This is a genomic window from Flavobacterium koreense (assembly GCF_054776075.1).
The window spans coordinates 1-24,932 of record NZ_BAAHCF010000003.1 but is presented as its reverse complement, the minus strand read 5'-3'; the positions used below and the strand labels follow the sequence as shown (position 1 = coordinate 24,932).

The window sequence follows — 24,932 nt, the reverse complement described above, 5'->3', positions numbered from 1 at the left end:
GGATTAGACGGATTTTTTTTAGGTTGTTAACAAAAAATACTTAGTTATAAACAATAAATAGTAATAACTAAAGTTCATAAAAATTACAGAATTGGTTACTTTCGCTACATGGAAAATCTCAAAAATATAAACCCAATTAAAGTAGATAAAACTACTATAATCAATCTAGAAAAAGGGAAGTTACCTCCACAAGCATTAGACCTTGAGGAAGCAGTTCTTGGTGCGATGATGATTGATAAAAAAGGTGTTGATGAGGTTATTGATATTCTGCAATCAGATGCGTTTTATAAAGATGCTCACAAGCACATATTTGAAGCTATTTTTCAGTTATTCACAGATTCTCAGCCTATTGACTTGTTAACAGTTTCGGCTCAGTTAAAAAAGAATGCCAAACTAGAATTAGCTGGAGGCGATTTTTACCTTATTCAGCTTACACAAAAAATATCTTCTTCTGCACATATTGAATTTCACTCGAGAATTATTTTACAAAAATACATTCAAAGAAGTTTGATAAGAATATCTTCAGAAATCATTGAAGAATCTTACGATGAAACTACAGATGTATTCGATTTGCTTGACAAAGCCGAATCTAAATTATATGAAGTTACTCAAGGAAATATCAAACGAAGTTCAGAAACTGCTCAAAGTTTAGTAATTCAAGCTAAAAAACGAATTGAAGAAATAGCCAACAAAGAAGGTTTATCCGGAATTGCAACAGGTTTTGATAAATTAGATAAAGTAACTTCGGGTTGGCAACCATCAGATTTGGTTATTATTGCTGCTCGTCCTGGTATGGGTAAAACAGCATTTGTACTTTCAATGGCAAGAAATATGGCTATTGATTTCGGTCATCCTGTTGCATTGTTTTCTCTTGAGATGTCTTCTGTTCAGTTGATAACTCGTTTGATTTCATCAGAAACTGGTTTGTCTTCTGAAAAACTACGTACAGGAAAATTAGAAAAACATGAATGGGAGCAGCTTTCTGTAAAAGTAAAAGATTTAGAAAAAGCACCTTTATATATTGATGATACTCCATCGTTATCCATTTTTGATTTACGTGCCAAAGCAAGACGTTTATCTTCTCAACACGGAATAAAACTAATTATTGTTGATTACCTTCAATTGATGACAGCAGGAGGGAACGGAAAAGGTGGTGGAAATCGTGAGCAAGAAATTTCAACAATTTCAAGAAACTTAAAAGCTTTAGCAAAGGAATTGGAAGTTCCAGTAATTGCGTTATCACAATTATCTCGTGCGGTTGAAACTCGTGGTTCTAGTAAAAGACCATTGCTTTCTGACTTACGTGAATCTGGAGCAATTGAGCAAGATGCCGATATTGTATCGTTTATTTATCGTCCAGAATATTATAAAATTGAAGAATGGGATGATGATGAACAATCGCCAACTGCTGGTCAAGCCGAATTTATTATTGCAAAACACAGAAATGGTTCTTTAGAAAATGTTCGTTTAAAATTCATCGGAAATCTTGGAAAATTCGATAACCTTGAAGAATATGGTGGCGGATTTGACGATTTACCTTCTAAAATGAATCTTGGTGATGACAATCCATTTTTCACCAAGAACTTACCTTCTGCAAATGAAGCATTTGGAAGTAGTTCAAATTCAAATGACGACGATAGTGATGTTCCATTTTAAAATATTGAAAGTTCTGAGAAATCAGGACTTTTTTTTATATTAAAAAACACGTAGTTTTACGTGGTTTTAAACCAAAACATTATTATAATTTTATGCACTTCAAAGTAAGGCATAAATTATATGATTGATAATAATTTAAATGGTGAGCAATTTATTAATTTGATAAAGATTCTCTTTACGGTCTCTTTGTCAATGGCTCTTTTAATTATTATAATATTTCATTATTACAGAAATAAGTATTTAACCTTAACTAAATATAAATAATCATGGCAGAAAACACAATTACATTAGAGCAAGCTCAAAAATGGGCACAAAATTGGATCGATAATCCAAATAAAGATATTAGAGCTTTTTTAATTCCAGAAGTCGATTTAACTCAAGTAATGGCTGAAGAAAGTACAGTAAATGTTCGTTCTTATTTAGGTATAGATGATAATGGTAATTGTAAATTGATGATTGTTGGAGTAGATGTTGATGGTAAAGATTTAATTGACGATAATAATGGCCAGTATATCTATGATTTTACTACAGGATGTCCAAGTCTTTGTGATGTAGATAGTCCATTATTTAAATTGTAATTAATGTTCAAGATATTTGAAATTAGTGCCAATATACTTTTGTTTATAAATTTTATACTTTTTCTTCTTCGTTTCAACAAAGAAAATAAAGCTTACAGAATTTATACTATTTATTTGGGAGTAATTGTTACAATTCAAATAGCTTTAAAATCATTTATTTATTTTGGATATGAAAATTTAGTTTTATCACATGCTTATTTTTGTGGTCAGTTTATTATGTTGAGTTTGTTTTATTTAGAACTTCTCAAAGAAAAATATCAGCAACAAATAATTAAATGGAATTTAGGAATAACCATTAGTGTTGTAGTTTTAAGTTTTAGCTTAAATCCTTCTTCACTATTTAATTACAATCCAATTGAAATATTATTTACTTCAATATCATTGATAGTTTACAGTACTTTTCATTTCTATAATATGTTGTCAAATAAAAAAGAGTTTTACTACATAAATTGTGGAATTTTGATTTATTTATTTGGAAGTACTGTAACTTTTTTACCAAGAAATCTTCAATATAAATTTGATTTTCCTTTTGATAATATTTTACAATCGTTAAACATTGGTTTGTATATTACTTATTTGATTTTAGTTTTTATTGAATGGTATAAACTTAACTCTAAAAGGTTAGATGAAAAATAATATTTTTTTAGCATTTTATAATAATGATATGAATCTTGCAATTGGTTCAATCTTTATGGCATTTTTGCTAATGTCTTTCATCGTAATTTTGTTTTTTTATTTTTCTAGAAAGAAAATCATCCAAAAAGAAATTGAAAAAAAAAATCTAGAAATTAATCATCAAAAAGAACTTTTACGTTCAGTAATCCTTACTCAGGAAGCTGAAAGAAAAAGAATTGCTCAAGATTTACATGATGATATAAGCTCTAAATTGAATGTAGTTTCTTTAAATACTCATCTTCTTAAAACACCCAATTTATCTGAAGAAGAATTGTTAGGAATTACAAACAACATAACAGAATTAACTCAAAAGGCTTTAGAAAATTCAAGAAGAATAGCTCACGATTTATTACCTCCAGTGCTTGAGAAGTTTGGACTTCATGCTGGTGTTGAAGAGTTGGTTGTTGAATTTAATAGCTCTAAGGTCGTTCAAGTGAAATATACTAATGACTTGAATTTTAATATTGATGATATTGATAAGCACCTTCACATTTTTAGAATACTTCAAGAGTTGCTAAACAATTCAGTTAGACATGGAAAAGCTACTGAAATTTCAATAGCTTTTAAATCAATAAATAATCAAAATACTTGTGTTTATTCAGATAATGGAATTGGATTTGATAGTAATTCTGATTCTGCTCAAAAAGGATTAGGTATGAAAAACATTGAAAGTAGGATCAATTTTTTAAATGGAACTTTTTCTTTGAATTCATCTTTAAATAATGGTGTTAAAATCAATTTTACATTTTAATCTATGGATAATATTATCAAAATAGTTTTAGCTGATGATGAAGAATTATTCCGAAAAGGAATTTATTTTTTGTTACAAAGAGAAAAAAATATTGAAGTAGTTTTCGAAGCTTCTAATGGTGCTGAAATAATTGATTATTTAAAAGCATGCGAAACTCAACCCGATATTATTCTAATGGATTTAAAAATGCCTGGAATAAATGGAGTGGAAGCTACTAAAATTATTCATAAAGAGTTTTCGGATGTTAAAATTATCGCTTTAACTAGTTATAATACAAAATCATTTATAGCTAACATGATCAATGTTGGAGCTGTTTCTTATTTGGTAAAAAACGCTTCTCCATCCGAAATGGTTGAAACAATTAATGAGGTTTCAAAAAAAGGGTTTTATTATAATGATATAGTTTTGGAAGTAATTCAAGATGATATTTTATCAGGTAATAAATCTAATAAAAGTGCTTTTGATGATGAATTTTTGACTAATCGTGAACGAGAGGTTTTAACTTTAATTTGCCAACAATTGAGTACTAATGAAATTGCCGAAAAGTTATTTATAAGTTCAAGAACTGTAGAAGGGCATAGAACTAATTTGATGTTGAAAACAGAATCAAAGAATATTGCAGGTTTAGTTGTATATGCAATACAAAATAAATTATTATTAACAGACGAGCTTTAACTTGCTAAAGAGTGACCGCCCCAACCAATAATTTCAAACAAATTTGGGCTAAATGAATTTTCATTTCCAAGAACACTATTTATACCATTAGCAACTGAAGAAAATCTTGTTGCTTCACTTAAAGTAATAATTAATCTTGCAATCGAATCATATTCAGCTTGACCAATTTCTTCACTATTTTTAACATTATTCAGAATATTAATACTGTCAAATAGGTTTTTATCTGTTATTACAGGTAATTTCATTCCAAAGCCTAAACTTTTGTAAGTTCCATTAACAGCTAATTTTTCTGCTTTAATTGTAGTTTCTTCACACGGAAAAGGATTTATATTAAATATAAATTCTTGATTGTTTTTTGTTTTAAAACCTAAGATATTTAATGAAGCAATTATTGGAGGATTTTTCGAATTAGTTTCCAATCCAAAATTCATTAGAAGTGTAATTTCAGCACCATTGGGATGCGAAACATTGATTGAATCACATGTGACTTTATTACCATTTAATTTTATTGAATTAATAATGGTTTGAATATCAGAAATATAAATTCCTTTTGAATCAAGTCTTAGTCTATAATTCATTTAATGATTAGCTTAAAATGAATTTTATAGATAAAGCAAAATAAGCTAATAACATTACTAATAATAATGTAAGTCCTAATTTTTTAAAAATATTCATGCTTTTAAAAGAATTACTCATGGTTATTGTTTCGTTTATGTTCATGTTAAATTGTATTTAATTGTTAATCCAAAATTAGCTACAATAAATTTCTCTCATATACGTAGTTTTACGTGTTTTTAGTTTTAATGTAAAATATTTAACAAAACATTATATTTGACTATATAATCTAAAAATAGTATCTTCGAAGATAAATTTATTCATTCAATATGAAATTATTAAAGTCAGTTTGTCTAATGCTTCTTTTGGTTTGTGTAACCAAGGTTCACGCTAATTTTATATTATTACCAATGGATGATGTTTCTCAAAAAAATCATCTAAAAGCTTATGGTATAACTTATTGGTGTCTTGATAAACAATATAAAGCCAGTTGGTTGTTGAATTATAGAGGAGGTTCTTTTTTATTACCTGATGCTCCTGAAATAAGAAAAGAATGTCAAATTAGAGGTGTAAGTTTTGAAGTTCTTTCTGATGGTGAAGCCAATCAAATTCTTGACGAAATTTCTTCACCTTCTCAAAATATGGAAACTGTTGTTTTAGAAAAAGCACCAAAGATTGCAGTTTATACACCAAAAGGTAAGCAACCTTGGGACGATGCAGTAACTATGGTTTTGACTTACGCTGAAATTCCTTTTACACCAATTTATGATGAGGAAGTTCTTAGTGATCAATTGATATTATATGATTGGTTGCATTTACATCACGAAGATTTTTCTGGTCAATATGGTAAGTTTTATGGTATTTACAGAAATGCTCCATGGTATATAGATCAAAAAAAGGAAGCCGAAACTTTGGCAGCAAAACTAGGTTTCTCTAAAGTTTCTGAAGAGAAATTGGCTGTAGCAAAAAAGATTAGAGATTTTGTAATTGGTGGCGGTTTTATGTTTGCAATGTGTTCTGCAACAGATAGTTTTGATATAGCACTTGCAGCTGAAGGTGTTGATATCTGCGAACCAATGTTTGATGGCGACGATAGTGAAGCAAATTATCAATCGAAAATTGACTATGCTAAAACTTTTGCTTTCAAAAATTTTATTTTGGATAGAAAACCTGAGCATTATGAGTTTTCAGATATTGATATGACCGAAAAAAGAAGAATTCCAATGGAGAAAGACTATTTTACATTGATGGAATATTCTGCAAAATGGGATGTAATTCCTAGTATGTTATGTCAAAATCATACCCAATTAGTAAAAGGTTTTATGGGACAAACCACTTCATTTGAAAGAGAATTGATAAAATCTAATGTTTTAGTTTTAGGTCAGAATGAATTGAATGAAGAGGCAAGATATATTCATGGTCAAAAAGGTAAAGGATTTTTTACTTTCTTTGGAGGACATGATCCTGAAGATTATCAGCATAGAGTAGGCGATGCACCAACAGTTTTAGATTTGCATCCGAATTCTCCTGGTTTTCGATTGATATTAAACAATGTATTATTTCCTGCAGCGAAAAAGAAAAAACAGAAAACTTAAAAAAAATATGCTTTTTTCCTTTACAATTAGTTTAATTGGTCTCTTCCTTTTATTTATTAATAGTGTCTTGTTTTTTAAATCTAGAAAAGCTAAAGATATTATTTATAGATACATTATGTATTATTTAATCGTTCAATTTGTTGTTGAATTATGCTGTAATATAATAGGTGTTTTATATCCAAATAAAAACTTTTTCCTATCACATTATTATTTCGTGATACAGTTTATAGTGTTGAGTTTATTCTTCTATCAACTCTTTAAAAATAAATTATTAAAGCGATTAGTTTACATTAATTTAGGAATAGTGTTACTTCTTTTATGCTTTCAATATTATAAAACACCTTCATTATATTGGGAATTCAATAATTTTGAAATTGGGACAACATCAATTCTTTTAATTTTATATTCATTCGTTTACTTCTATGAAAATTTAAAAGAATCTTATAAGTATCATTTCTTTTGCTATGGATTGACATTCTATTTAATGAGCAGTTGTTTGATTTTTTTAACAGGAAACACACAATTAGTTTTTATGAACGAACCAGTTTATCTCGATATTTGGATTTTTAACTCGTTGTTTTTTATTCTATTTCAAATACTCATTTACAAGGAGTGGAAATTGTTAAAATCTAATGTTATTAAAATTTAATCATAAAAAATCCCAAACTCCATAAGTATTGAAATTTGGGATTTTATGGTAGTAGTTGAAAGTTATTTTCATTGATATATTTTGAAAATTTAGTTTTGAACGTTTTGGTATATTGTATAAGTAATTGATTTATAATTATTTATTTTTAATTTAGCACTAAACCCACTATTTTCCAAACTGCTATTGTGTGCTGTTTTTATTGAAGTCCTTTAAAAAAGTTCCAAACTTCTTCAGCATATTCTATATCTCTATTTTGAACTCCACTTGCAGGTGAAGAATTGGTATAAACGGTCTTACTTGGCACAGCATGACCAGCGTTATTTAGAACAAAATAAATCAATGGTTTTGCACCACTGTAAATTCTTTTTTCTATGTTGCCAGCATCTGTTGTGTTCAGGTTAAAAGTTGATATGGTTGGATTAATATTTTGTAAACCATTTCTTTGTAACCAATAATCTAAGGTTGCAGTTTGTGATATTACTTTTCCTCGATTACAATTGCCTCCAATATTAGCAACACAACCACCATTTGCAGGCATTGCAGGATCACTTGTTCCGTGAGTTATCAAGATTGGTAATGGTAGATTAGAGCCATTTGTACAAAGCCCGCTTTCAGGAAACTCTGGTAAATTCCCACTTGAAACAGCTATCGCTTTGATAGTTTCAGGAAATTGAAAAGCATAGGAATACGTCATTAAAGCACCATTACTTGTTCCTGTTAAATACATTTTGTTTGAATTAATATTTAACTCTGAGATTAATTTTGAATTTAACTGATACAAAAAGGAAATGTCGTCACCTTGACTTCCTGATATATCATCACTTCTACAATCATTCCATCCAGGATTTCCTTGAATGTCGAGTGAACCTTCTGGATAGACTACTAAAAACTTTTCATTGTCTGCAATTGTTCGAAAAACGGATAATGGGTGAGTACCAATTTCTGAAACTCCAACACCAAGACCACCGCCACCGTGCAAAACTGTTACAACAGCATTTACAGTTGTCATTCCTAGTGGTCTATAAACTAAATATTTTCTTGTAATGTTGTTAATTGTTATAAAATTTGTTGTCAAACCTTCTTGGTAAGGAATAACATTAGGATTTGAAGGATTTTGATTGTCGTCATCCTTGTTACAACCAAGGGTAAAAATCACGACAAATAATAAAAATGTTCTAATCATATTTTGTTTATTTTGATAGTCATACATGGTTAGATATTATTTTCATTAAAAGGTTTAATCTTGGTACGCTATTTTTTAATATAGTACATAACTTGAATATATGTATGATAAATTCAATTCATTTAACAAGTATATCAAAAAGCAATTACGACTTTATTTTAAATTTTTCAATAAAAAATCCCAAACTCCATAAGAATTGGAATTTGGGATTTTAAATTTTGGAATTTGAAATTACTTATTGTTTTCTATAATATAATTCAAAACTTTAGTCATCAAATGTACTCTGTCTTTTCCAATGACATTGTGTTTGTGCATTGGATAAGGGAAATAATCTACTTGTTTTCCTGCTTCAACAAATTTCTTTACTAATGATAAATTGTGTTGTTCTACAACTACATCATCATTAGTTCCATGAATTAAAAGTAGTTTTCCTTTCAAATCTTTAACATAAGTAAGCAAACTTGCTTCTTCAAAACCTTTAGCATTTTCTGTTGGTGTGTCCATATAGCGTTCGCCATACATTACTTCATACCATTTCCAATCTACAACTGGTCCACCAGCAACTCCAACTTTGAAAGCATCTGGTTTTCTTAGCATTAACGAATTGGTCATAAATCCACCATAACTCCAACCGTGAACTGCTAAACGATTTCCGTCAACATAAGGTAATGATTTTAAGTATTCTACACCTTTTATTTGATCTTCAATTTCGTTAGTTCCACATTTTCCATGAATCACACTTTCAAAAGCAAACCCACGATTGTCAGAACCACGATTGTCTACTGTAAATACTAAATAACCTTGTTCAGCCATCCAATACATCCACAAATTAGCACCATCTAAATAAGAATTCGTAATCATTTGCGCATGAGGTCCACCATAAACATAAACCATTACTGGATATTTTTTTGAGGCATCAAAATTACTTGGCTTGATTAATCTTGTATATAAATCAGTAGTTCCATCGGCAGCTTTTATTGTTTTAATTTCAGCTGTTCCCATTTCGTAACCTTCGTATTTATTTTTACTTTCTAAAAGAGTAATTGCCTTACCTTTTTTATCGTAAAGTAACGATTTTGAAGGTGTTGAATGATTAGAATATTCGTCAAAAATCCAATTGTAATCAGATGAAATGGAAACATTATGAACGCCTTCATCTTTAGTAATTAAAGTTTGTTTTCCTTTCAAATCAACTTTATAAACTAACATGTTCGTCGGATTCGGACCTGTTGCTTTAAAATAAATTTCAGTTCCAGCAGGATTTGCTCCTAAAATATCTCTTGTTACAAATTTGTTACTAGTCAATTGTTTAATCAATTTTCCATCGATTGTGTAATAGTATAAATTTTGAAAACCATCTTTTTCGCTATGCCAAACAAAATTATTGGATTTTTCACTTGGAAAAAAGGCATCGTGTTCTGGTTCAACCCATTTATCACTAATTTCGTTTAAAAGAGTTTTAATAAATGCACCTGAATTTGCATCATATAAATTCAAACACATATCATTTTGACCACGATTTAATTCAGCAATTAAGATAAATTTTTCGTCTGGAGTCCAAGAAAGATTGGTTAAATAATCGTCAGCATTATTTCTAGGTTTGATGAAAACAGTTTTTCCTGTTGAAAGATTATAAATTCCAACTCTAGGTTTTTCCGATTTTTGACCAATCATTGGATATTTTATAGAAACCAATTTTCCTGGAGTTTCATTAATATCTAATAAAGGATAGTCTGCAACATCCGTTTCATCTTTTTGATAAAAAGCTAAATAAGATGATTTTGGTGACCAAAAAATACCACCAGAAATTCCAAATTCGTTTCTAGAAATAGATTGTCCCGAAACAATATTTTTATCAGTATTATTAGTAACAGCTACTTTTTCTTTGTTTTTATTTATAAGAAATAAATTGTTAGCTTCTGTAAAAGCTAAATTTTGTTTTGATTTGTCAAAGGTTTGATTTTCGGCAGCTTCAGGAGTTTGTAATTGTTCCTTTCCTGATTTAGAAGTCAAAGAATAAGTGAAATACTTTCCGTTTTCTGAAACTAAAATTGTAGAAGCATCTATCCATTCAATACCAAAGAAGTTTCTCAATTTTGTTCCTAAAGCGGTGTTTACATCTGCTAAAGTTACTATTTCTGAGGCTTTTTTATCTATAGTATTTGCCGACATCATTTTAGTCCAAACATCGGTATAATACGCATATTTGTTTGTGTTTGGAATCCATTGAAAACCTGTCATTTTATCGGCTCCAAATTTTCTTCCTTGTTGCAAAACGCCGTCTTCTAATGTAATTTTCTTCAATTGCGCTTGAGAAACAATAGCAATAAATAAACTGAAGAATAGTATAATTTTTTTGTTCATAATGTAATTTGTTTGTTGTGGTAAAGGTATAAAAAAAGGATAATGTTAGTTAGACTAAAATCATTATCCTTTGTTACAATTTGTTCTTGATGTATTTAGTGATTTCTGACTGAAATAACGTTATTGATGTATCATGCCCGTGATTTAAAAGACTATAATTATCAGATGAATACCCTTCATTTGTTATGATTTCAATTGTTCTGAATGGATTAATGATTGAATCATTTTTACCTAAAATAAAATGCATGTATGGATTAAAATTTCCTTTTACATAACCATGCATATCAGGTTCAAAACTCCTTGAATGTAATGCTGGATTAAACAAAAGGGCTTTTATGTTTTGGGCTTTAGCAATTTCATAGCCAAAAAAACCACCCATTGAAGAACCAATAATTATATCTGGATTAAAATCTTTAATTCGAGATTTAATTTTTTGATAAATATTTTTTTCTCTGTAATCAATTAAAGGATCATAAACTTCAGAAATTTCTTTTAGCCATTCATTTTTTGGACCTAAATTTTTTGAATCTAATCCATGTAAATAAGCTATTTTCAAAATTTTAATTTATTAATTATTGTTGGTAAAATAATATTGCTTTTGATAGACAAACTTAATTTAAAAAATCTGAAAACTAATCTTCTTCAATCTCAAACTCGGCATCTTTTTCCCAAATTTCCATTTCACATGGTTTGCAGTTGAATTTCAGTTTGTATTCTAGCTCACCTTGTTTCAATACTAATGGTTCTTTTAGTTTACCATCCATAGTGTCTTTATGATATTTAGGACATTTTTCTAATTCGTATTTGATGCAATATTTGGTAGTCATAACTCGAGATTTCCCTGGATCCCATTGCAATTCAAAGGCTTGTTCTATTTCGGTTACACCATGTCTTTCGTAGAATTTACGTGCTGTTTTATTGGCAACATTGTACATGAAATCCAATTTACTTTCAGGATAGGGATGTGATGTTTTAACCATTTGATGTTCTTCACGAATGTAATTTGCCAAACGAATTTCAGTCAATTGCTCATAAACTGTTCTACGCATTTCATTAATTTTAGAAATAGGTAAAAACCAATTTTGAGAGAATTCAATTGTAATTTCATCTGCATTATAAGGTGTAAAACCTGTTTTAGCTAAATTGATTTTGAAATTTTCCTCAATCGATTCGTTATTTTTTGTTTGCTCTTTCGGATGAACTAAAGTTACAACGCTAACATTTCCGTCTTCATCAGTAGCTTTTAATTCAAAACCATTTTCATTTTCAGAAAGAAGTAAAGTAGTGCTAATTTTACGAACAGCACTGTCTTCACGCTCTACAATTTTGATAAAAGCAGCATCGTTATTTCTATAAATGAAAGTTCCGTCTTTAATTTCTTTAAGAACATTTGGATACACAAAACCATTCTCTGCGCGATTTACATAAATTCCGTCGGCTTCGTTGTTTTCGTTTATAAAACACAAACCATCACCATTATTAAGCAATTCGCCATTTTCAATTTGATACGAGTTTCCAACAGTTTTAATCAGTTTTCCTATGTATTGACCTTTTGATTTTGGACTTTCCCAAGAACCAATGGCTTGATGTCTTTCGTTTACAAAATAATCTGTATAACCACGATTAAAAGATTTATCTAATGAAGATTCAAAAGTATAAGTAGATTTCCCTGATGATGCTTTGATATATCGGTCACTATTTTGTTCTAGAAAAGCATCCAATTTTTGACGTAAATACGATACATTATTTTTTACATAAACGATATCTTTCAAACGTCCTTCAATCTTAAACGAACAAATTCCAGCTTCAATTAAATTTGGAATTTGATCTGAAACATCAAAATCTTTTATAGAAAGTAAATGGCTATTCTTAATTAAAGTATCGCTATTTCCATCAATTAAATTATAAGGTAATCGACAGTTTTGCGCACACGAACCACGATTAGCAGAACGTTCGCCATTGGCAACACTCATATAACAGTTTCCGCTAAACGAAACACAAAGTGCTCCAGTTACAAAGAATTCCAATTCAACATCACTAGCTTCACTGATTTCTTTTATTTGATGCAAATTCAACTCACGCGCTAAAACTACACGTTTCATTCCGGCATCTTTTAGGAACTTTATTTTATCTGCGTCACGATTATTGGCTTGCGTACTTGCGTGCAAAACTATTGGAGGCAAATCCATTTCCATGATTGCCATATCTTGAATGATTAAGGCATCAACACCTATGTCATATAATTTCCAAATTAATTGACGGCACGTTTCTAATTCATCATCATATAGTATCGTATTGATAACTACAAAAACTTGTGCATTAAAAAGGTGAGCATATTTCACTAACTCAGCAACATCTTCAATAGAATTGTGTGCGTTAGAACGAGCTCCAAATTGCGGTGCACCAATATAAACAGCATCGGCACCGGCATTTATAGCTGCCATTCCGTGAATTAAATCTTTTGCAGGAGCAAGAATTTCTATTTTCTTCTTCATATAATTCCTTAAATAAAAGTGTGCAAAGGTCTTACATTTATTGGAGAAATCTAAATTAAATTGATTTTTTAATCATTTTATGATTTGAAATTATGCTTTACAAATATCATTTACAATTTTCAAATGATGGTTGGTATGCAAATTCAAAAACCATTCTGTTGATTTTTTATTCAAATTCCCAAAAAATGGATGTGGAAAATAGGCGTTTTTATCAAACGAATCCCATTCTTGAAGTGCTGATTTTACTTTTTGCAAACTTAACAATAGTGATTCTTCGGAAATATTTTCATCAGGTAGAACTACTTTTGGAGCTTTGGCTTTGCCTCTTGGAATGAAACCAATGATTGAAATAAACAATTTACTTTTATTAAACTTCCATTGGTATTCTTGAGGATTGGAATTTTTAACAGCTAAAGCAATTTGATAAATGGTTTTCAAACTATGCTCAATCTGCCAACCAACTGTAGCATTTGAAATAGAAGGATTGGTCTTTTCGTGAAAAGGAATTTTAGATTCCAGTTGTGAAATGAGGTTTTGTAAGTTTTGCATTTAATTTAGAATATTTAATTTTTTAAAAGCTTCTTTAGTTGCGTTTAATCTAATTACAGGAAATTCATCCATATTTGTTTCTTCTTTTTCAATGTTTGTTGCAAAAAAGTACACAGAGTTATTGGTTTCCAAATATCCTACTAACCAACCATTGTTGACGTCATTTCTCATTCCCCAACCTGATTTGCCACTTAATGTGTATGCAGATGTTTCTTCGATTTTCATAATGTCTTTCATAATATTTTCCGTTCTTTTGGATATGGTTAGTTCTGAAAAATATAATCGTTTTAAAAAATCAATTTGTTGCATTTGTGAAATTCTTGATTTTCCTTCTAGCCAAAAATTATCTATTGTTAGTGTGTCGAAAACCATTCCTTTATAGTTTAGTTTTTTTAAATAAGATTTCATTCTTTTTACACCAACTTTTCTTGCAATCTCTTGATAGCAAGGAACACAAGAGACTTGAAAAGCTTTTTTTAGGGTTAAATCTTGTTCCCATTTTTTAAATCTTCTTTTTTCTCCATTCCATTTAAAAACAGTAGAGTCACTCTCAATAACTCCTGTCTCTAAAGCAATTATTGAATTTGGTATTTTAAACGTTGAAGCAGGAATAACTCCCATTTTTGCCCAAGAAAAATTATTAGAATAATAGATGTTATTTTTCAAATCGTAAATTAATACTGAACCTTTTACATTCAAACTATCTAAAATTTTATCAAATTCAGGTTTAATGATTTCGTTAGATTTAGTATCTTTTTTTTGACAAGAAGCATTTATAAACAATAAAAAGAGTAAGCAAAATGTAAATATTTGTTTTTTCATTTTTTCTTTCTTGATTTAAAAAAATCCCAAAAACCATTTGGAATTTGGGATTTTATGTATTAGAAATTTATCTATTAAACAGTTTCTTCTTGTTCTTTATCTAAATAGCTTTGAACAATTTCAATAGCATTAGTAACTACATCACTTAATGCTGTGATAAATGTTCCATCTTCGGCAGTGTCAATGGCGTGTTTGATAGCTTCGGTTTCTTTAGAAATTATTTCGTGAGTTATAGTTCTACCTGAAGCGGCAATTCCTTCCATGATTAAACCAATGATTTCTTCTTCGGTTCTTCCACGTAAATATTTTTCTTGACGAATGATGATGTGATCAAACATTCGAGCAGCAATTGTTGCACATTCTTTAATATCTTCGTCACGTCTATCACCAACTCCAGCAATAATTCCGATTTTTTTGGTAGCTTCAACACTACTTAAATATTCTTCAACACCTTTATATCCTGCAGGATTGTGAGCAAAATCAATCAATACTTTGAATTTTTTGAATTCGAAAATATTCATTCTTCCTGGAGTTTGAGCCGCACTTGGAATGAATGTTTGTAATGACAAACTAATATCTTCTGTTTTAAATCCTTGTAAATAAGCTGCTAAAGTAGCTGCCAAAACATTGGCAATCATAAATTTAGCTTTTCCGCCCATTGTTAACGGAACGTGAGTGGCTCTTTCTACACGGATTTTCCATTCACCTTTTTTGATGGTGATGAATCCGTTTTCATAAACGGCTACGATTTTTCCTTCCTTAGCAAATTGAACTACTTTTGGATTGTTTTCATCCATTGAAAAATAAGCAACATTGCAACTTAATTCGTTTGCAATTTTCAAACATTGGTCGTCTTCAGCATTTAGAATTGCCCAACCATCTTTTTTGATGCTACGAACAACCGTAGCTTTTACACGAGCTAAATCATCTAAAGTATGAATATCTGATAATCCTAAATGGTCTTCTTGAATGTTGGTAATAATTCCGATATCACAACGACTGAAACCTAAACCTGAACGAAGAATTCCTCCACGAGCTGTTTCTAGAACTGCAAATTCAACCGTTGGATCTTTCAAAATATATTCAGCAGAAATTGGTCCTGTGGTGTCACCTTTTTCCATCAAATGGTTTTGAACATAAATTCCATCAGAAGTTGTAAAACCAACACGATAACCATTGTTTTTTACAATGTGCGCTATCAAACGTGTTGTGGTTGTTTTTCCGTTAGTTCCTGTAACGGCAATAATCGGAATTCTACTAGGTTTTCCTGGAGGATATAGCATATCAATAACTGGAGCAGCTACGTTTCTAGGCAAACCTTCACTTGGTGCTAAATGCATTCTGAAACCAGGAGCAGCATTAACTTCAAGAATACAACCGCCTGTTTCCTTTAATGGTTGCGTTAAATTTTCTGCCATGATGTCAACTCCGCAAATATCTAATCCGATTACTCGAGAAATTCTTTCGCAAAGGAAAATATTTTCTGGATGCATCATGTCGGTAATATCTACAGAAGTTCCACCTGTACTCAAATTAGCAGTTGATTTTAAATAAACGACTTCATCTTTTCTTGGAACTGTTTCTAATGTATAACCCAGTTTTTCTAGTAAATCAGTGGTATCTCTATCAACATCGATTTGTGTTAAAACATTTTCATGGCCATAACCACGTCTTGGGTCAAGGTTGGTTTCTTCAATTAATTGTTGAATGGTTTGTTTTCCATCTCCTTTTACGTGAGCTGGTTCTCTTTTTGCTGCAGCAACTAATTTATTATCAATGATTAAAACTCTAAAGTCATAACCTGTGATGAATTTTTCTACAATAACTCTGTGACTGTATTTTTTAGCATAAGCCAAACCTTCTACAGCATCTTCCCAAGTTTTTACGTTTATTGATGCTCCTTTTCCGTGATTTCCGTCTAGTGGTTTTAGTACAATTGGGTAACCAATTTTCTTAACAACTGCTTCTAAATCTTCTTCATCAACACAGATTCCGCCACTTGCGACAGGAATAGATGCTGCGTCTAACATTTTTTTAGTTTGTTCTTTATTACAAGCAATGTCTACAGCGATGCTGCTTGTTTTACATGTAATCGTAGCTTGAAAACGCATTTGGTTTACACCATAACCTAATTGTACTAATGAATTTGTCCCAAGTCTAATCCAAGGAATATCTCTTGCAACAGCTTCTTCAACGATGCTTCCTGTAGAAGGTCCAAGACGAACACGTTCACGAATTTCACGCATTTTTTGAATGTCTTCTTCAGGATTGTAGTCTGTTCCATCTATTAAAGCTTCAGCAATTCTCACTGCCGCTTCTGCTGCGTATAAGCCTACATTTTCTTCTGTATAACTGAAAACTACATTATAAATTCCTGGAGTTTTAGTTTCACGAGTTCTTCCGAAACCGGTTTCCATTCCGGCAAGAGTTTGAATTTCTAAAGCAATGTGCTCAATAACGTGTCCCATCCAAGTTCCTCTGTCCACACGAGAGAAGAATCCACCACGACATCCTTCTGAGCAACGATGTTCAATCATTGTAGGAAACATGGCTTCAATTCGTTCACGAAAACCTTCAATTTTATTTGTAGGACGTTCTTCTAAATCTTCTAAATCTAATCGCATTTGGATTAGCTTTTTTCTTTGTACACTCCAAATATTTGGTCCACGTAACGCTTGAATTTTATCGATCTTCATATTCTATTGGTATTTTGTTTTGTATTGATTGTAATGGATTTGTTAAAAATAGAAAATATTTATTATTATGAAACATTTTTTATGAGAAAAAGTTTGATTTTTATTTGATTTATTATCGTTGTGTTGATTTTTAGGGATTTGCTTTGCCTTTTGAAAGCTTAATTAATAGAAATTCTTTTGAAAAAATGAATAGAAATGCAATACAAATGCCGTTTAGCCCTGATTGAAGCGGCACCTTGTAGAGCGTAAAGCAGGAACATGGTTGATAAGTAGTCAATAAGTTTCGCTTCAAAAAGCAATAAAACGTTTGCGAAATATTATGAAATAGTTATTTTTACCGCATGAAAATACAAGGAAAACTAATAATAATAGGTGGCGCTGTTGATAAAGGCAGTTTTACCGAAACAAATCTAGATAAAGACGCTCTAAAAAATTTAAACTTTTTTGAAGAGGGAATTTTGAAAAGAATCATAAAAGAATCCGCTAAGAAAGAGTTATCTAGGATTGAAGTTATCACTACGGCATCGAAAATTCCAAGAGAAATTGGTCCTGAATATGTAAAAGCTTTTAGCTATTTGGGTGCAAATAATGTTGATGTTTTATATATTGAAAAACGTGAACAAGCAAGCGAACCTGAAGTTTTAGAGCGTTTGAAAGCTGCAGATGTAGTTATGTTTACTGGTGGTGATCAATTGCGATTGACTTCTATTTTAGGTGGAACTCCTTTTGACGATATATTGATTGAAAAGTATAGAAATACTGATTTTATTTACGCTGGAACTTCTGCAGGAGCAGCAGCGGCAAGTAATAATATGATTTATCAAGGAAGTAGTCATGAAGCTTTGTTGAAAGGTGAGGTGAAAATTACTTCTGGTTTAGGATTAATTGATGATGTTGTAATTGATACGCATTTCGTTCAACGCGGTAGAATTGGAAGGTTATTTCAAGCTGTTGTTGGAAACCCAAAAGTTTTAGGTATTGGTCTTGGAGAAGATACAGGTTTGTTGATTTTGAACGGTCGACAAATGGAAGCTATCGGTTCTGGACTTGTAATTTTAGTAGATGGAAGAGAAGTGAAAGATACTAATTTGACTCAGGTTGAACTTGGTAAACCAATATCTATTAATCATTTAGTAACTCACGTGATGAGCAAAAATGATACTTTTGATTTGGATACTTTTAAAATGACTATTAATAGTTCGCAATACGTTTAATTCCATATTAAATATTAGATAGCTGATATCAAATATTTAAAATCTAATATCTAAAATGAAAATAATAATTCACGGCGGTTTTTTTTCTGAATCTTCAACAAGTCATGAGACTAAAGTTGCTAAACAAAATGCTTTATTGAGAATTGTAAAGGATTCTTATGAGTATTTGAAAACACATTCGGCTGTTGAAACGGTAGTTTATGCTGTTTCGTTATTAGAAGATGACGAATTGTTTAATGCCGGAATTGGTTCGCAGATTCAAAGTGATGGAAAAATTAGAATGAGCGCATCTTTGATGGATGGAACTACGCAGAAATTCAGTGGCGTTATTAATATTGAAGAAGTTAAGAATCCTATACATGTGGCTTTAGAATTGATGAAAGTTGATGATAGAGTTTTGGGTGGAAGTGGAGCAACCAACTTTGCAAGACAACACGGATTTGAAAAATTTTCTACTGAAATTACTCAGAGAAGAGCCGAATATGAAGCAAAATTAGCCGCAACAGGAACAGGAACTGTAGGTTGTGTGGCTTTAGACTCCAATGGAAATCTTGCTGCTGCAACTTCAACTGGAGGAAAAGGATTTGAAATTCCTGGAAGAATATCAGATAGTGCTACGGTTGCTGGAAATTATGTGAATGAATTTTGTGGTGTAAGTTTGACTGGAGTTGGAGAAGATATTGTAAGTAATGCAACTGCTGCCAAAATTGTTACACGTGTTACTGATGGATTTTCATTAGATAAAGCATTCGAAAAAACTTTCGCAGAATTGAAACCTTATGATGGTTTTGCTGGAGCAATTGCTATTGATAAAGACGGAAATATGTTTCATCAAGATTCGCATCCAAGTATGGTTTTTGCGAGTTATGATGGTGAGAAGGAAGAAGTTTTTGGTTAGAAATATTTATATGCATAAGAAATCCCAATCGAAAGGTTGGGATTTTTAATTTTATAATTATTCAATTTTTGATAGTGTCATATGCCAATTCCATTCCCATGACTTTCCATTATCTATTGAAAAGGCTTGTGACCATTTTGGATGGTTAATATTTGTTGCATCCCATTGATATAATACTAAAATTGGATTTTCGTTAAATGTATCTCTTGCATAAAATTTTCCAACACCATTTTCGAAAGAGCCTGTAACTGGATTTTCATCCATTGTACCATTATTACTATCCATCCAATAGACTTTCCACAACCTTGTTTTTGGATTAAATAATCTTACAGCCATTCCTTCAAATGGTTGGTTGTTAAATGTTGAATAATAATTTTCAACATTTCCGATGCCATTAATAGCTTTTCTCAAGTGTAATTCAGATTCAAATTCCATCCATTCATTGGAATTATTGAGACGTTCTTTTAACATTCTGTTTTCTACTTTCCATTTTCCGACTAAAAAATCAAAATCTTTTTCAGAAGAGGTGATTGATGGTTTTATTTCTAATTGATTGTTTGTTGTCATAATGTTTTCTTTTTTATTTTGACCATAATTACAGATAGAAATAGTAAATAACAGAAGTGCAATTAGTTTTTTTGAAGTATTCATAGTTTAGTTTTTTTATTGATTAATCGACTAAGTTGTCGTTCGCTTTGAAGTCCTATTTTGTTTGCAATCTCTAATCTAGTTTGGTCAGGGTTTTTTATTAATTCATTAATTTTTTCTTTTCTAATAAGTGTTATAAAATCATTTACGGTTATTTGAGTTTCTTTTTTAAAAGTTCGAGTAAAATTTCTTTCACTCATATTAGCAATTTCAGATAGTTCAAATAGGTTTGTTTTTAAATGAATATTCTCTATAATCCAATCCTGTGCTTTGTGAATTCCTGAGTGAATATGATTTCTAAATTGAAGTAGTTCACTTTCTTGTTTTGCATTTCCATTTCGACGCTTGTAAACAACTAATTCACGAGCAACTAAATGAGCAAAATGACTTCCCTTTAATTTTTCAATTATGTGTAACATTAAGTCAATACCAGAAGCTATTCCTGCACTTGTATAGATTCCATCAGTTTCAGTGAATAGTATATTTTCAATTACTTTAGTTTTTGGATACAATTCTTGAAGTTGTTTTGTTCTTTTAAAATGTGTTGTAGAAGATATGTTATCTAATAAGCCACATTCAGCCAATACAAATGCTCCTGCACAAATACTGCAAATATTTATTCCATCGAAATAATTTTTTTTAATCCAATTTAGTAAATCTGTTTGCTTTTTAAATCTTTCTGACAAAAGAAATGATGCATTAGAGCCCGGAATAATCAAATAGTCGTTCTTATTTATTTTTATATTTGTAAAATGATTAATATTACCAAAAGGCAGTCCAGATGAAGAATAAATATTTTCTTCTAAAACACAGTAATCAATTTCAAAATTTGCACCATAATCTATGGCCTCAAGAATAGCTTGGTCTGGTCCTGCAAGATCCATTAAATGAATTTCAGGTAATAGGAGGAAGACAAATTTAGTTTTCATGTTTCTAACTTAATAGATCAAATTTATATAATAATGTTTACAACCAACAGCCATATTGATGACATTTTCAGCCATTAAGATTCTAGAGATTGTATTTTGATTAATTTTTTATTCTGAGTTTTGTTTAAACAAAAAATCCCAACCTTTCGATTGGGATTTTCTATATGTAAGTAAGTTAAACGGGTTGTACAAACGTTTTTTATTTCACTTTTTTCACAACAGCTTTGAAAGCTTCTGGGTGATTCATTGCTAAATCTGCTAATACTTTACGGTTCAATTCGATACCGTTTTTCTTAACTAATCCCATGAATTGAGAGTAAGACATTCCTTCTAATCTAGCTCCAGCGTTAATACGTTGAATCCATAATGAACGGAAGTTTCTCTTGTTTTGTTTTCTATCGCGATAAGCGTAAACCATCGCTTTTTCAACTGCGTTTTTAGCTACAGTCCAAACGTTTTTACGACGACCAAAGAATCCTTTGGCTTGCTTCATTATCTTTTTTCTTCTTGCTCTTTTAGCAACTGAATTTACTGATCTTGGCATAATTTTCTTGTGTTTTTGTAGCAGGCGTCCTGAATTTAATCAAAGGAACTTTATAGCCATACTCCAAGGTTATTAAAATTGTTTTAACCTAAAGAATTATTCTTTAATTGACAAAAGTCGATTAGATAATTCTTAATTGTTGTTTAATGCTTTTTTCATCTACTTTAGCAACTAAAGCAGAGTGAGTTAAAGCTAATTTACGCTTCTTAGACTTTTTAGTCAAGATGTGGCTTTTGAAAGCGTGTTTTCTTTTAATTTTTCCAGAACCAGTAACTTTAAAACGTTTCTTAGCACTAGATTTTGTTTTCATTTTAGGCATAATTTCCCTAATTTATTTAAATTTAACTTACTTACTTATTTTTAATATCAGAATAAATTCTGTTTACTTTTTCTTCTTCGGAGCAATATACATTATCATTCTCTTTCCTTCAAGAACAGGTAAAGCTTCTACTTTTCCGTGTTCTTCTAAGTCTTGAGCTAAACGTAATAATAATATTTGTCCTTGCTCTTTATAAATGATTGATCGTCCTTTGAAGAATACAAATGCTTTTAATTTTGAACCTTCTTTAAGGAATTTTTCAGCATTTTTTCTTTTGAACTCATAATCATGTTCGTCTGTTTGAGGACCAAAACGAATTTCCTTAACCACAATTTGCGTTGATTTTGCTTTAAGCTCTTTTTCACGCTTTTTTTGCATGTAAACAAACTTTTTATAGTCGATAATTTTACATACTGGTGGTTCAGCATTTGGAGAAATCTCTACCAAATCTAATTCTAATTCATCCGCAAGACGCATAGCATCTGCAGTTTTAAAAATACCTGGTTCTACATTGTCTCCAACAAGACGTACTTCAGGTACACGAATAAAATTATTTATTCTGTGTTCATCTTTTTTTTCTACTCGAGGTTGATAACCTCTGTTGTTTCTAATTGCTATGGCTTTATTATTTTAGTTAAACTTCAAATGTTTTTAATGTTTTGGCAATTTCTTCGTTCACAATTTTAGCAAATTCTTCAATTGTAACCGTGATATTACCTTTTCCTTCTTGACCGTGACGTCGTACAGAAATGGTTCCGTTTTTTTCTTCTTCCTCACCAACTATCAACATATACGGCATTTTCTGAACCTCGGCATCTCTAATTTTCTTACCTATTGTCTCGTTGCGGTTGTCAATTAGGGCGCGAATTTCGTGATTTTCTAGCAATTCTAAAACTTTTTTCGCATAATTTTCATATTTCTCACTCAAAGACAAGATAATAGCTTGTTCTGGCATCAACCAAAGTGGGAAGTTTCCTGCGGTATGTTCTAGTAAAATTGCAATAAAACGCTCCATCGAACCAAATGGTGCACGGTGAATCATAACTGGACGGTGTAATTTATCATCTGCACCTTTATAAGTTAATTCAAAACGCTCTGGTAAGTTATAATCAACCTGAATTGTTCCAAGTTGCCAACTTCTTCCTAAAGCATCTTTTACCATAAAATCCAACTTAGGACCATAGAAAGCAGCTTCACCATATTCAACTACAGTATTCAAACCTTTATCAGCAGCAGCATTGATAATTGCATTTTCAGCTTTTTCCCAATTCTCATCACTTCCAATATATTTATCTCTGTTTTCTTGATCGCGTAATGAAATCTGAGCAGTAAAGTTTTCAAAACCTAATGAACCAAATACATATAATACAAGGTCAATTACTTTTTTAAACTCACTATCCAATTGATCTGGAGTACAGAAAATATGGGCATCATCTTGAGTAAATCCTCGCACACGTGTCAAACCATGTAATTCACCACTTTGCTCATATCTATATACAGTTCCAAATTCAGCATAACGTTTTGGTAAATCTTTATACGACCATGGTTTTGTATTGTAAATTTCACAGTGATGAGGACAGTTCATAGGTTTCAATAAAAACTCTTCGCCTTCAGCAGGAGTTGTTATTGGTTGGAAACTATCAGCTCCATATTTAGCATAATGTCCAGAAGTAACATAAAGTTCTTTTTGACCAATATGTGGAGTAACAACTTGTTCGTAACCTGCTTTTTTCTGTGCTTTTTTCAAAAACTGCTCTAATCTATCTCTCAAAGCAGCTCCTTTTGGTAACCATAAAGGTAAACCTTGACCTACTTTTTGTGAAAAAGCAAATAAGTCTAATTCTTTCCCAAGTTTTCTGTGGTCACGTCTTTTTGCTTCCTCAAGTAATTCAAGATAGTCAGTTAAATCTTTTTGTTTAGGAAATGAAACTCCATAAACACGTGTCAACTGTTTGTTTTTTTCGTCACCACGCCAATAAGCACCAGCAACACTCATAATCTTCATGGCTTTAATAATTCCGGTATTCGGAATATGCCCACCACGACACAAATCAAAGAAATTAGAATGATCACAAAATGTAATCGTTCCGTCTTCTAAGTTAGAAATCAACTCCGTTTTATATTCATTATCTTTATAGGTAGCCAATGCTTCTGCTTTAGAAACAGCACGCATCTTAAATTCATGCTTCTCTCTAGAAATTTCTAAAACTCTATCTTCAATGGCTTTAAAGTCAGCATCAGTTATTTTGTTATCACCAAAATCAACATCATAATAAAATCCATTATCAATAGCAGGTCCGAGAGTCAATTTAATACCATTGTATTTTTCCTCCAAAACTTGAGCCATAACATGTGATGTAGAATGCCAAAAAGCTTTTTTACCTTCTTTGTCATTCCATGTATATAATATAAGTGAACCATCGGTCGTTAATTCCGTAGAAGTTTCTATAGTTGTACCATTAAAAGCTGCCGAAATCACATTTCGCGCTAATCCTTCACTGATGCTTTTTGCAACATCCATTGGAGTTGTACCATTTGCAAACTCCTTAACCGAACCGTCAGGTAGAGTAATCTTTATCATTCCTTAAATTTTATGGACTGCAAATATAGGAGATTAACAAAACACATACAATATATATAGGTATAATATCTTAAAGTATTTTTTAGCAGCGAACCATCAGCGCTTTCTTGTGGTCGGTATACCCGCTTTCCACTATACAAGGTACCGTTCCAATCGGGGCTAGATTGTAGTCTGTATTGATTAGATGTAGTATTTCAAAAGATGTTTTTGTTTACTTCAGTTGTTTTCTTTAGAGATAAAAAAAACTTTCATTATCAACAATCACAAAACCAGTGTATTAAAAAATACTTTCAAAAAAGGGTGTAAATAAGTTTGCGAGATTCAAAAAGATGAGTACTTTTGCACCCGCAATACGGCAGACGTTCTTTAACAAATACTGAAAAAAACTTTAAAAAAGATTTGCATGGAATAGATAAAGGTTTTACTTTTGCCCTCCGCAAAACGATGAAGTTTTTTGAAAGAATGAGCAAGGGAAAAAAGAAAAAAAATATTTTTTTTCGATTTACTTGCGAGTTAAGAAAAAAGATGTACTTTTGCACCCGCTAAACGAGAGAAT

At 30.9% G+C, this 24,932-nt stretch carries 23 protein-coding genes; 8 read left to right on the top strand and 15 right to left on the bottom strand.

The genetic code is table 11. The features are described from left to right. The first annotated feature begins 108 nt into the window (after positions 1-108). From dnaB to ACYU7A_RS02570, 5 genes are all read left to right on the top strand, one after another. Entirely contained in the window at positions 109-1,656 is a 1,548-nt protein-coding gene (gene dnaB, locus ACYU7A_RS02590) for a replicative DNA helicase (RefSeq protein WP_298304347.1), read from the top strand. A gap of 266 nt (positions 1,657-1,922) precedes the next feature. Beyond that, positions 1,923-2,234: a hypothetical protein gene (locus ACYU7A_RS02585; protein WP_460574054.1), complete on the top strand. Its 312-nt coding sequence runs from the start codon at positions 1,923-1,925 to the stop codon at positions 2,232-2,234. 3 nt (positions 2,235-2,237) lie between these two features. Then, positions 2,238-2,870 (top strand): hypothetical protein, encoded by a 633-nt coding sequence (locus tag ACYU7A_RS02580; RefSeq protein WP_460574053.1) that lies wholly within the window; start codon positions 2,238-2,240, stop codon positions 2,868-2,870. Further along, positions 2,860-3,660 carry a sensor histidine kinase gene (locus ACYU7A_RS02575; protein WP_460574052.1) on the top strand — a complete coding sequence of 267 codons (801 nt, stop codon included), beginning with the start codon at positions 2,860-2,862 and terminating at the stop codon, positions 3,658-3,660. The genes ACYU7A_RS02580 and ACYU7A_RS02575 overlap by 11 nt, the downstream gene beginning before the upstream one ends. Before the next feature lie 3 nt (positions 3,661-3,663). Further along, a complete protein-coding gene (locus ACYU7A_RS02570; protein ID WP_460574051.1) occupies positions 3,664-4,335 on the top strand; it encodes a response regulator transcription factor in 672 nt (223 codons plus the stop codon). Here ACYU7A_RS02570 and ACYU7A_RS02565 read toward each other — a convergent pair. Together ACYU7A_RS02565 and ACYU7A_RS02560 are read right to left on the bottom strand one after the other, a co-directional pair. Then, complete coding sequence (locus tag ACYU7A_RS02565) at positions 4,332-4,913, bottom strand: ribosome-inactivating family protein (RefSeq protein WP_460574050.1); 582 nt, start codon at positions 4,911-4,913, stop codon at positions 4,332-4,334. The genes ACYU7A_RS02570 and ACYU7A_RS02565 overlap by 4 nt on opposite strands. Before the next feature lie 7 nt (positions 4,914-4,920). Further along, entirely contained in the window at positions 4,921-5,055 is a 135-nt protein-coding gene (locus ACYU7A_RS02560) for a hypothetical protein (RefSeq protein ID WP_460574049.1), read from the bottom strand. Between the two features lie 164 nt (positions 5,056-5,219). Here ACYU7A_RS02560 and ACYU7A_RS02555 point away from each other — a divergent pair, with 164 nt between their 5' ends. Continuing rightward, a complete protein-coding gene (locus tag ACYU7A_RS02555; protein ID WP_460574048.1) occupies positions 5,220-6,485 on the top strand; it encodes an asparagine synthetase B in 1,266 nt (421 codons plus the stop codon). A gap of 845 nt (positions 6,486-7,330) precedes the next feature. Here ACYU7A_RS02555 and ACYU7A_RS02550 read toward each other — a convergent pair. The 7 genes from ACYU7A_RS02550 to cphA all read right to left on the bottom strand — a co-directional run bounded on the left by ACYU7A_RS02550 (position 7,331) and on the right by cphA (position 17,243). Continuing rightward, entirely contained in the window at positions 7,331-8,317 is a 987-nt protein-coding gene (locus ACYU7A_RS02550; RefSeq protein ID WP_460574047.1) for a CE1 family esterase, read from the bottom strand. Between the two features lie 231 nt (positions 8,318-8,548). Next, entirely contained in the window at positions 8,549-10,681 is a 2,133-nt protein-coding gene (locus ACYU7A_RS02545; RefSeq protein WP_460574046.1) for a S9 family peptidase, read from the bottom strand. 73 nt (positions 10,682-10,754) lie between these two features. Continuing rightward, positions 10,755-11,237, bottom strand: coding sequence for a YqiA/YcfP family alpha/beta fold hydrolase (locus tag ACYU7A_RS02540; protein WP_460574045.1), 483 nt, complete (start codon positions 11,235-11,237; stop codon positions 10,755-10,757). A gap of 76 nt (positions 11,238-11,313) precedes the next feature. Next, positions 11,314-13,176: a peptidase U32 family protein gene (locus ACYU7A_RS02535; RefSeq protein WP_460574044.1), complete on the bottom strand. Its 1,863-nt coding sequence runs from the start codon at positions 13,174-13,176 to the stop codon at positions 11,314-11,316. A 90-nt stretch (positions 13,177-13,266) separates the two neighbouring features. Further along, on the bottom strand, positions 13,267-13,725 hold the full coding sequence (locus tag ACYU7A_RS02530) for a DUF1569 domain-containing protein (protein ID WP_460574043.1): 459 nt from the start codon (positions 13,723-13,725) through the stop codon (positions 13,267-13,269). Next, positions 13,726-14,547, bottom strand: coding sequence for a class D beta-lactamase (gene blaOXA / locus ACYU7A_RS02525; protein WP_460574042.1), 822 nt, complete (start codon positions 14,545-14,547; stop codon positions 13,726-13,728). It abuts the gene before it with no gap. Positions 14,548-14,621: 74 nt separating this feature from the next. Beyond that, positions 14,622-17,243 (bottom strand): cyanophycin synthetase, encoded by a 2,622-nt coding sequence (gene cphA, locus ACYU7A_RS02520; protein WP_460574041.1) that lies wholly within the window; start codon positions 17,241-17,243, stop codon positions 14,622-14,624. A 341-nt stretch (positions 17,244-17,584) separates the two neighbouring features. Here cphA and ACYU7A_RS02515 point away from each other — a divergent pair, with 341 nt between their 5' ends. Both ACYU7A_RS02515 and ACYU7A_RS02510 read left to right on the top strand, forming a co-directional pair. Beyond that, positions 17,585-18,457 carry a cyanophycinase gene (locus ACYU7A_RS02515; RefSeq protein ID WP_460574040.1) on the top strand — a complete coding sequence of 291 codons (873 nt, stop codon included), beginning with the start codon at positions 17,585-17,587 and terminating at the stop codon, positions 18,455-18,457. A gap of 55 nt (positions 18,458-18,512) precedes the next feature. Further along, positions 18,513-19,355, top strand: a complete 843-nt coding sequence (locus tag ACYU7A_RS02510) for an isoaspartyl peptidase/L-asparaginase (protein WP_460574039.1) — start codon at positions 18,513-18,515, stop codon at positions 19,353-19,355. A gap of 57 nt (positions 19,356-19,412) precedes the next feature. On the opposite strand, the gene ACYU7A_RS02505 is transcribed toward ACYU7A_RS02510, so the two are convergent. From ACYU7A_RS02505 to thrS, 6 genes are all read right to left on the bottom strand, one after another. Further along, positions 19,413-20,006 (bottom strand): hypothetical protein, encoded by a 594-nt coding sequence (locus ACYU7A_RS02505; RefSeq protein ID WP_460574038.1) that lies wholly within the window; start codon positions 20,004-20,006, stop codon positions 19,413-19,415. After that, positions 20,003-20,932: a GlxA family transcriptional regulator gene (locus ACYU7A_RS02500; RefSeq protein WP_460574037.1), complete on the bottom strand. Its 930-nt coding sequence runs from the start codon at positions 20,930-20,932 to the stop codon at positions 20,003-20,005. Before ACYU7A_RS02500 ends, ACYU7A_RS02505 begins: the two co-directional genes overlap by 4 nt. Before the next feature lie 199 nt (positions 20,933-21,131). Then, entirely contained in the window at positions 21,132-21,476 is a 345-nt protein-coding gene (gene rplT, locus ACYU7A_RS02495) for a 50S ribosomal protein L20 (RefSeq protein WP_298120274.1), read from the bottom strand. A gap of 121 nt (positions 21,477-21,597) precedes the next feature. Then, positions 21,598-21,795, bottom strand: coding sequence for a 50S ribosomal protein L35 (gene rpmI / locus ACYU7A_RS02490; protein ID WP_298120276.1), 198 nt, complete (start codon positions 21,793-21,795; stop codon positions 21,598-21,600). 63 nt (positions 21,796-21,858) lie between these two features. Then, on the bottom strand, positions 21,859-22,407 hold the full coding sequence (gene infC / locus ACYU7A_RS02485) for a translation initiation factor IF-3 (RefSeq protein ID WP_298120296.1): 549 nt from the start codon (positions 22,405-22,407) through the stop codon (positions 21,859-21,861). Positions 22,408-22,429: 22 nt separating this feature from the next. Next, positions 22,430-24,376 (bottom strand): threonine--tRNA ligase, encoded by a 1,947-nt coding sequence (gene thrS, locus ACYU7A_RS02480; RefSeq protein WP_460574036.1) that lies wholly within the window; start codon positions 24,374-24,376, stop codon positions 22,430-22,432. Between the last annotated feature and the right edge of the window lie 556 nt (positions 24,377-24,932).

Excerpts from the sequence above, each read along its gene's own strand:
- dnaB (WP_298304347.1), top strand. The coding sequence starts at position 109 with ATGGAAAATCTCAAAAATATAAACCCAATTAAAGTAGATAAAACTACT.
- ACYU7A_RS02585 (WP_460574054.1), top strand. The coding sequence starts at position 1,923 with ATGGCAGAAAACACAATTACATTAGAGCAAGCTCAAAAATGGGCACAA.
- ACYU7A_RS02580 (WP_460574053.1), top strand. The coding sequence starts at position 2,238 with ATGTTCAAGATATTTGAAATTAGTGCCAATATACTTTTGTTTATAAAT.
- ACYU7A_RS02575 (WP_460574052.1), top strand. The coding sequence starts at position 2,860 with ATGAAAAATAATATTTTTTTAGCATTTTATAATAATGATATGAATCTT.
- ACYU7A_RS02570 (WP_460574051.1), top strand. The coding sequence starts at position 3,664 with ATGGATAATATTATCAAAATAGTTTTAGCTGATGATGAAGAATTATTC.
- ACYU7A_RS02565 (WP_460574050.1), bottom strand. The coding sequence starts at position 4,913 with ATGAATTATAGACTAAGACTTGATTCAAAAGGAATTTATATTTCTGAT.
- ACYU7A_RS02560 (WP_460574049.1), bottom strand. The coding sequence starts at position 5,055 with ATGAACATAAACGAAACAATAACCATGAGTAATTCTTTTAAAAGCATG.
- ACYU7A_RS02555 (WP_460574048.1), top strand. The coding sequence starts at position 5,220 with ATGAAATTATTAAAGTCAGTTTGTCTAATGCTTCTTTTGGTTTGTGTA.
- ACYU7A_RS02550 (WP_460574047.1), bottom strand. The coding sequence starts at position 8,317 with ATGATTAGAACATTTTTATTATTTGTCGTGATTTTTACCCTTGGTTGT.
- ACYU7A_RS02545 (WP_460574046.1), bottom strand. The coding sequence starts at position 10,681 with ATGAACAAAAAAATTATACTATTCTTCAGTTTATTTATTGCTATTGTT.
- ACYU7A_RS02535 (WP_460574044.1), bottom strand. The coding sequence starts at position 13,176 with ATGAAGAAGAAAATAGAAATTCTTGCTCCTGCAAAAGATTTAATTCAC.
- ACYU7A_RS02530 (WP_460574043.1), bottom strand. The coding sequence starts at position 13,725 with ATGCAAAACTTACAAAACCTCATTTCACAACTGGAATCTAAAATTCCT.
- blaOXA (WP_460574042.1), bottom strand. The coding sequence starts at position 14,547 with ATGAAAAAACAAATATTTACATTTTGCTTACTCTTTTTATTGTTTATA.
- cphA (WP_460574041.1), bottom strand. The coding sequence starts at position 17,243 with ATGAAGATCGATAAAATTCAAGCGTTACGTGGACCAAATATTTGGAGT.
- ACYU7A_RS02515 (WP_460574040.1), top strand. The coding sequence starts at position 17,585 with ATGAAAATACAAGGAAAACTAATAATAATAGGTGGCGCTGTTGATAAA.
- ACYU7A_RS02510 (WP_460574039.1), top strand. The coding sequence starts at position 18,513 with ATGAAAATAATAATTCACGGCGGTTTTTTTTCTGAATCTTCAACAAGT.
- ACYU7A_RS02505 (WP_460574038.1), bottom strand. The coding sequence starts at position 20,006 with ATGAATACTTCAAAAAAACTAATTGCACTTCTGTTATTTACTATTTCT.
- ACYU7A_RS02500 (WP_460574037.1), bottom strand. The coding sequence starts at position 20,932 with ATGAAAACTAAATTTGTCTTCCTCCTATTACCTGAAATTCATTTAATG.
- rplT (WP_298120274.1), bottom strand. The coding sequence starts at position 21,476 with ATGCCAAGATCAGTAAATTCAGTTGCTAAAAGAGCAAGAAGAAAAAAG.
- rpmI (WP_298120276.1), bottom strand. The coding sequence starts at position 21,795 with ATGCCTAAAATGAAAACAAAATCTAGTGCTAAGAAACGTTTTAAAGTT.
- thrS (WP_460574036.1), bottom strand. The coding sequence starts at position 24,376 with ATGATAAAGATTACTCTACCTGACGGTTCGGTTAAGGAGTTTGCAAAT.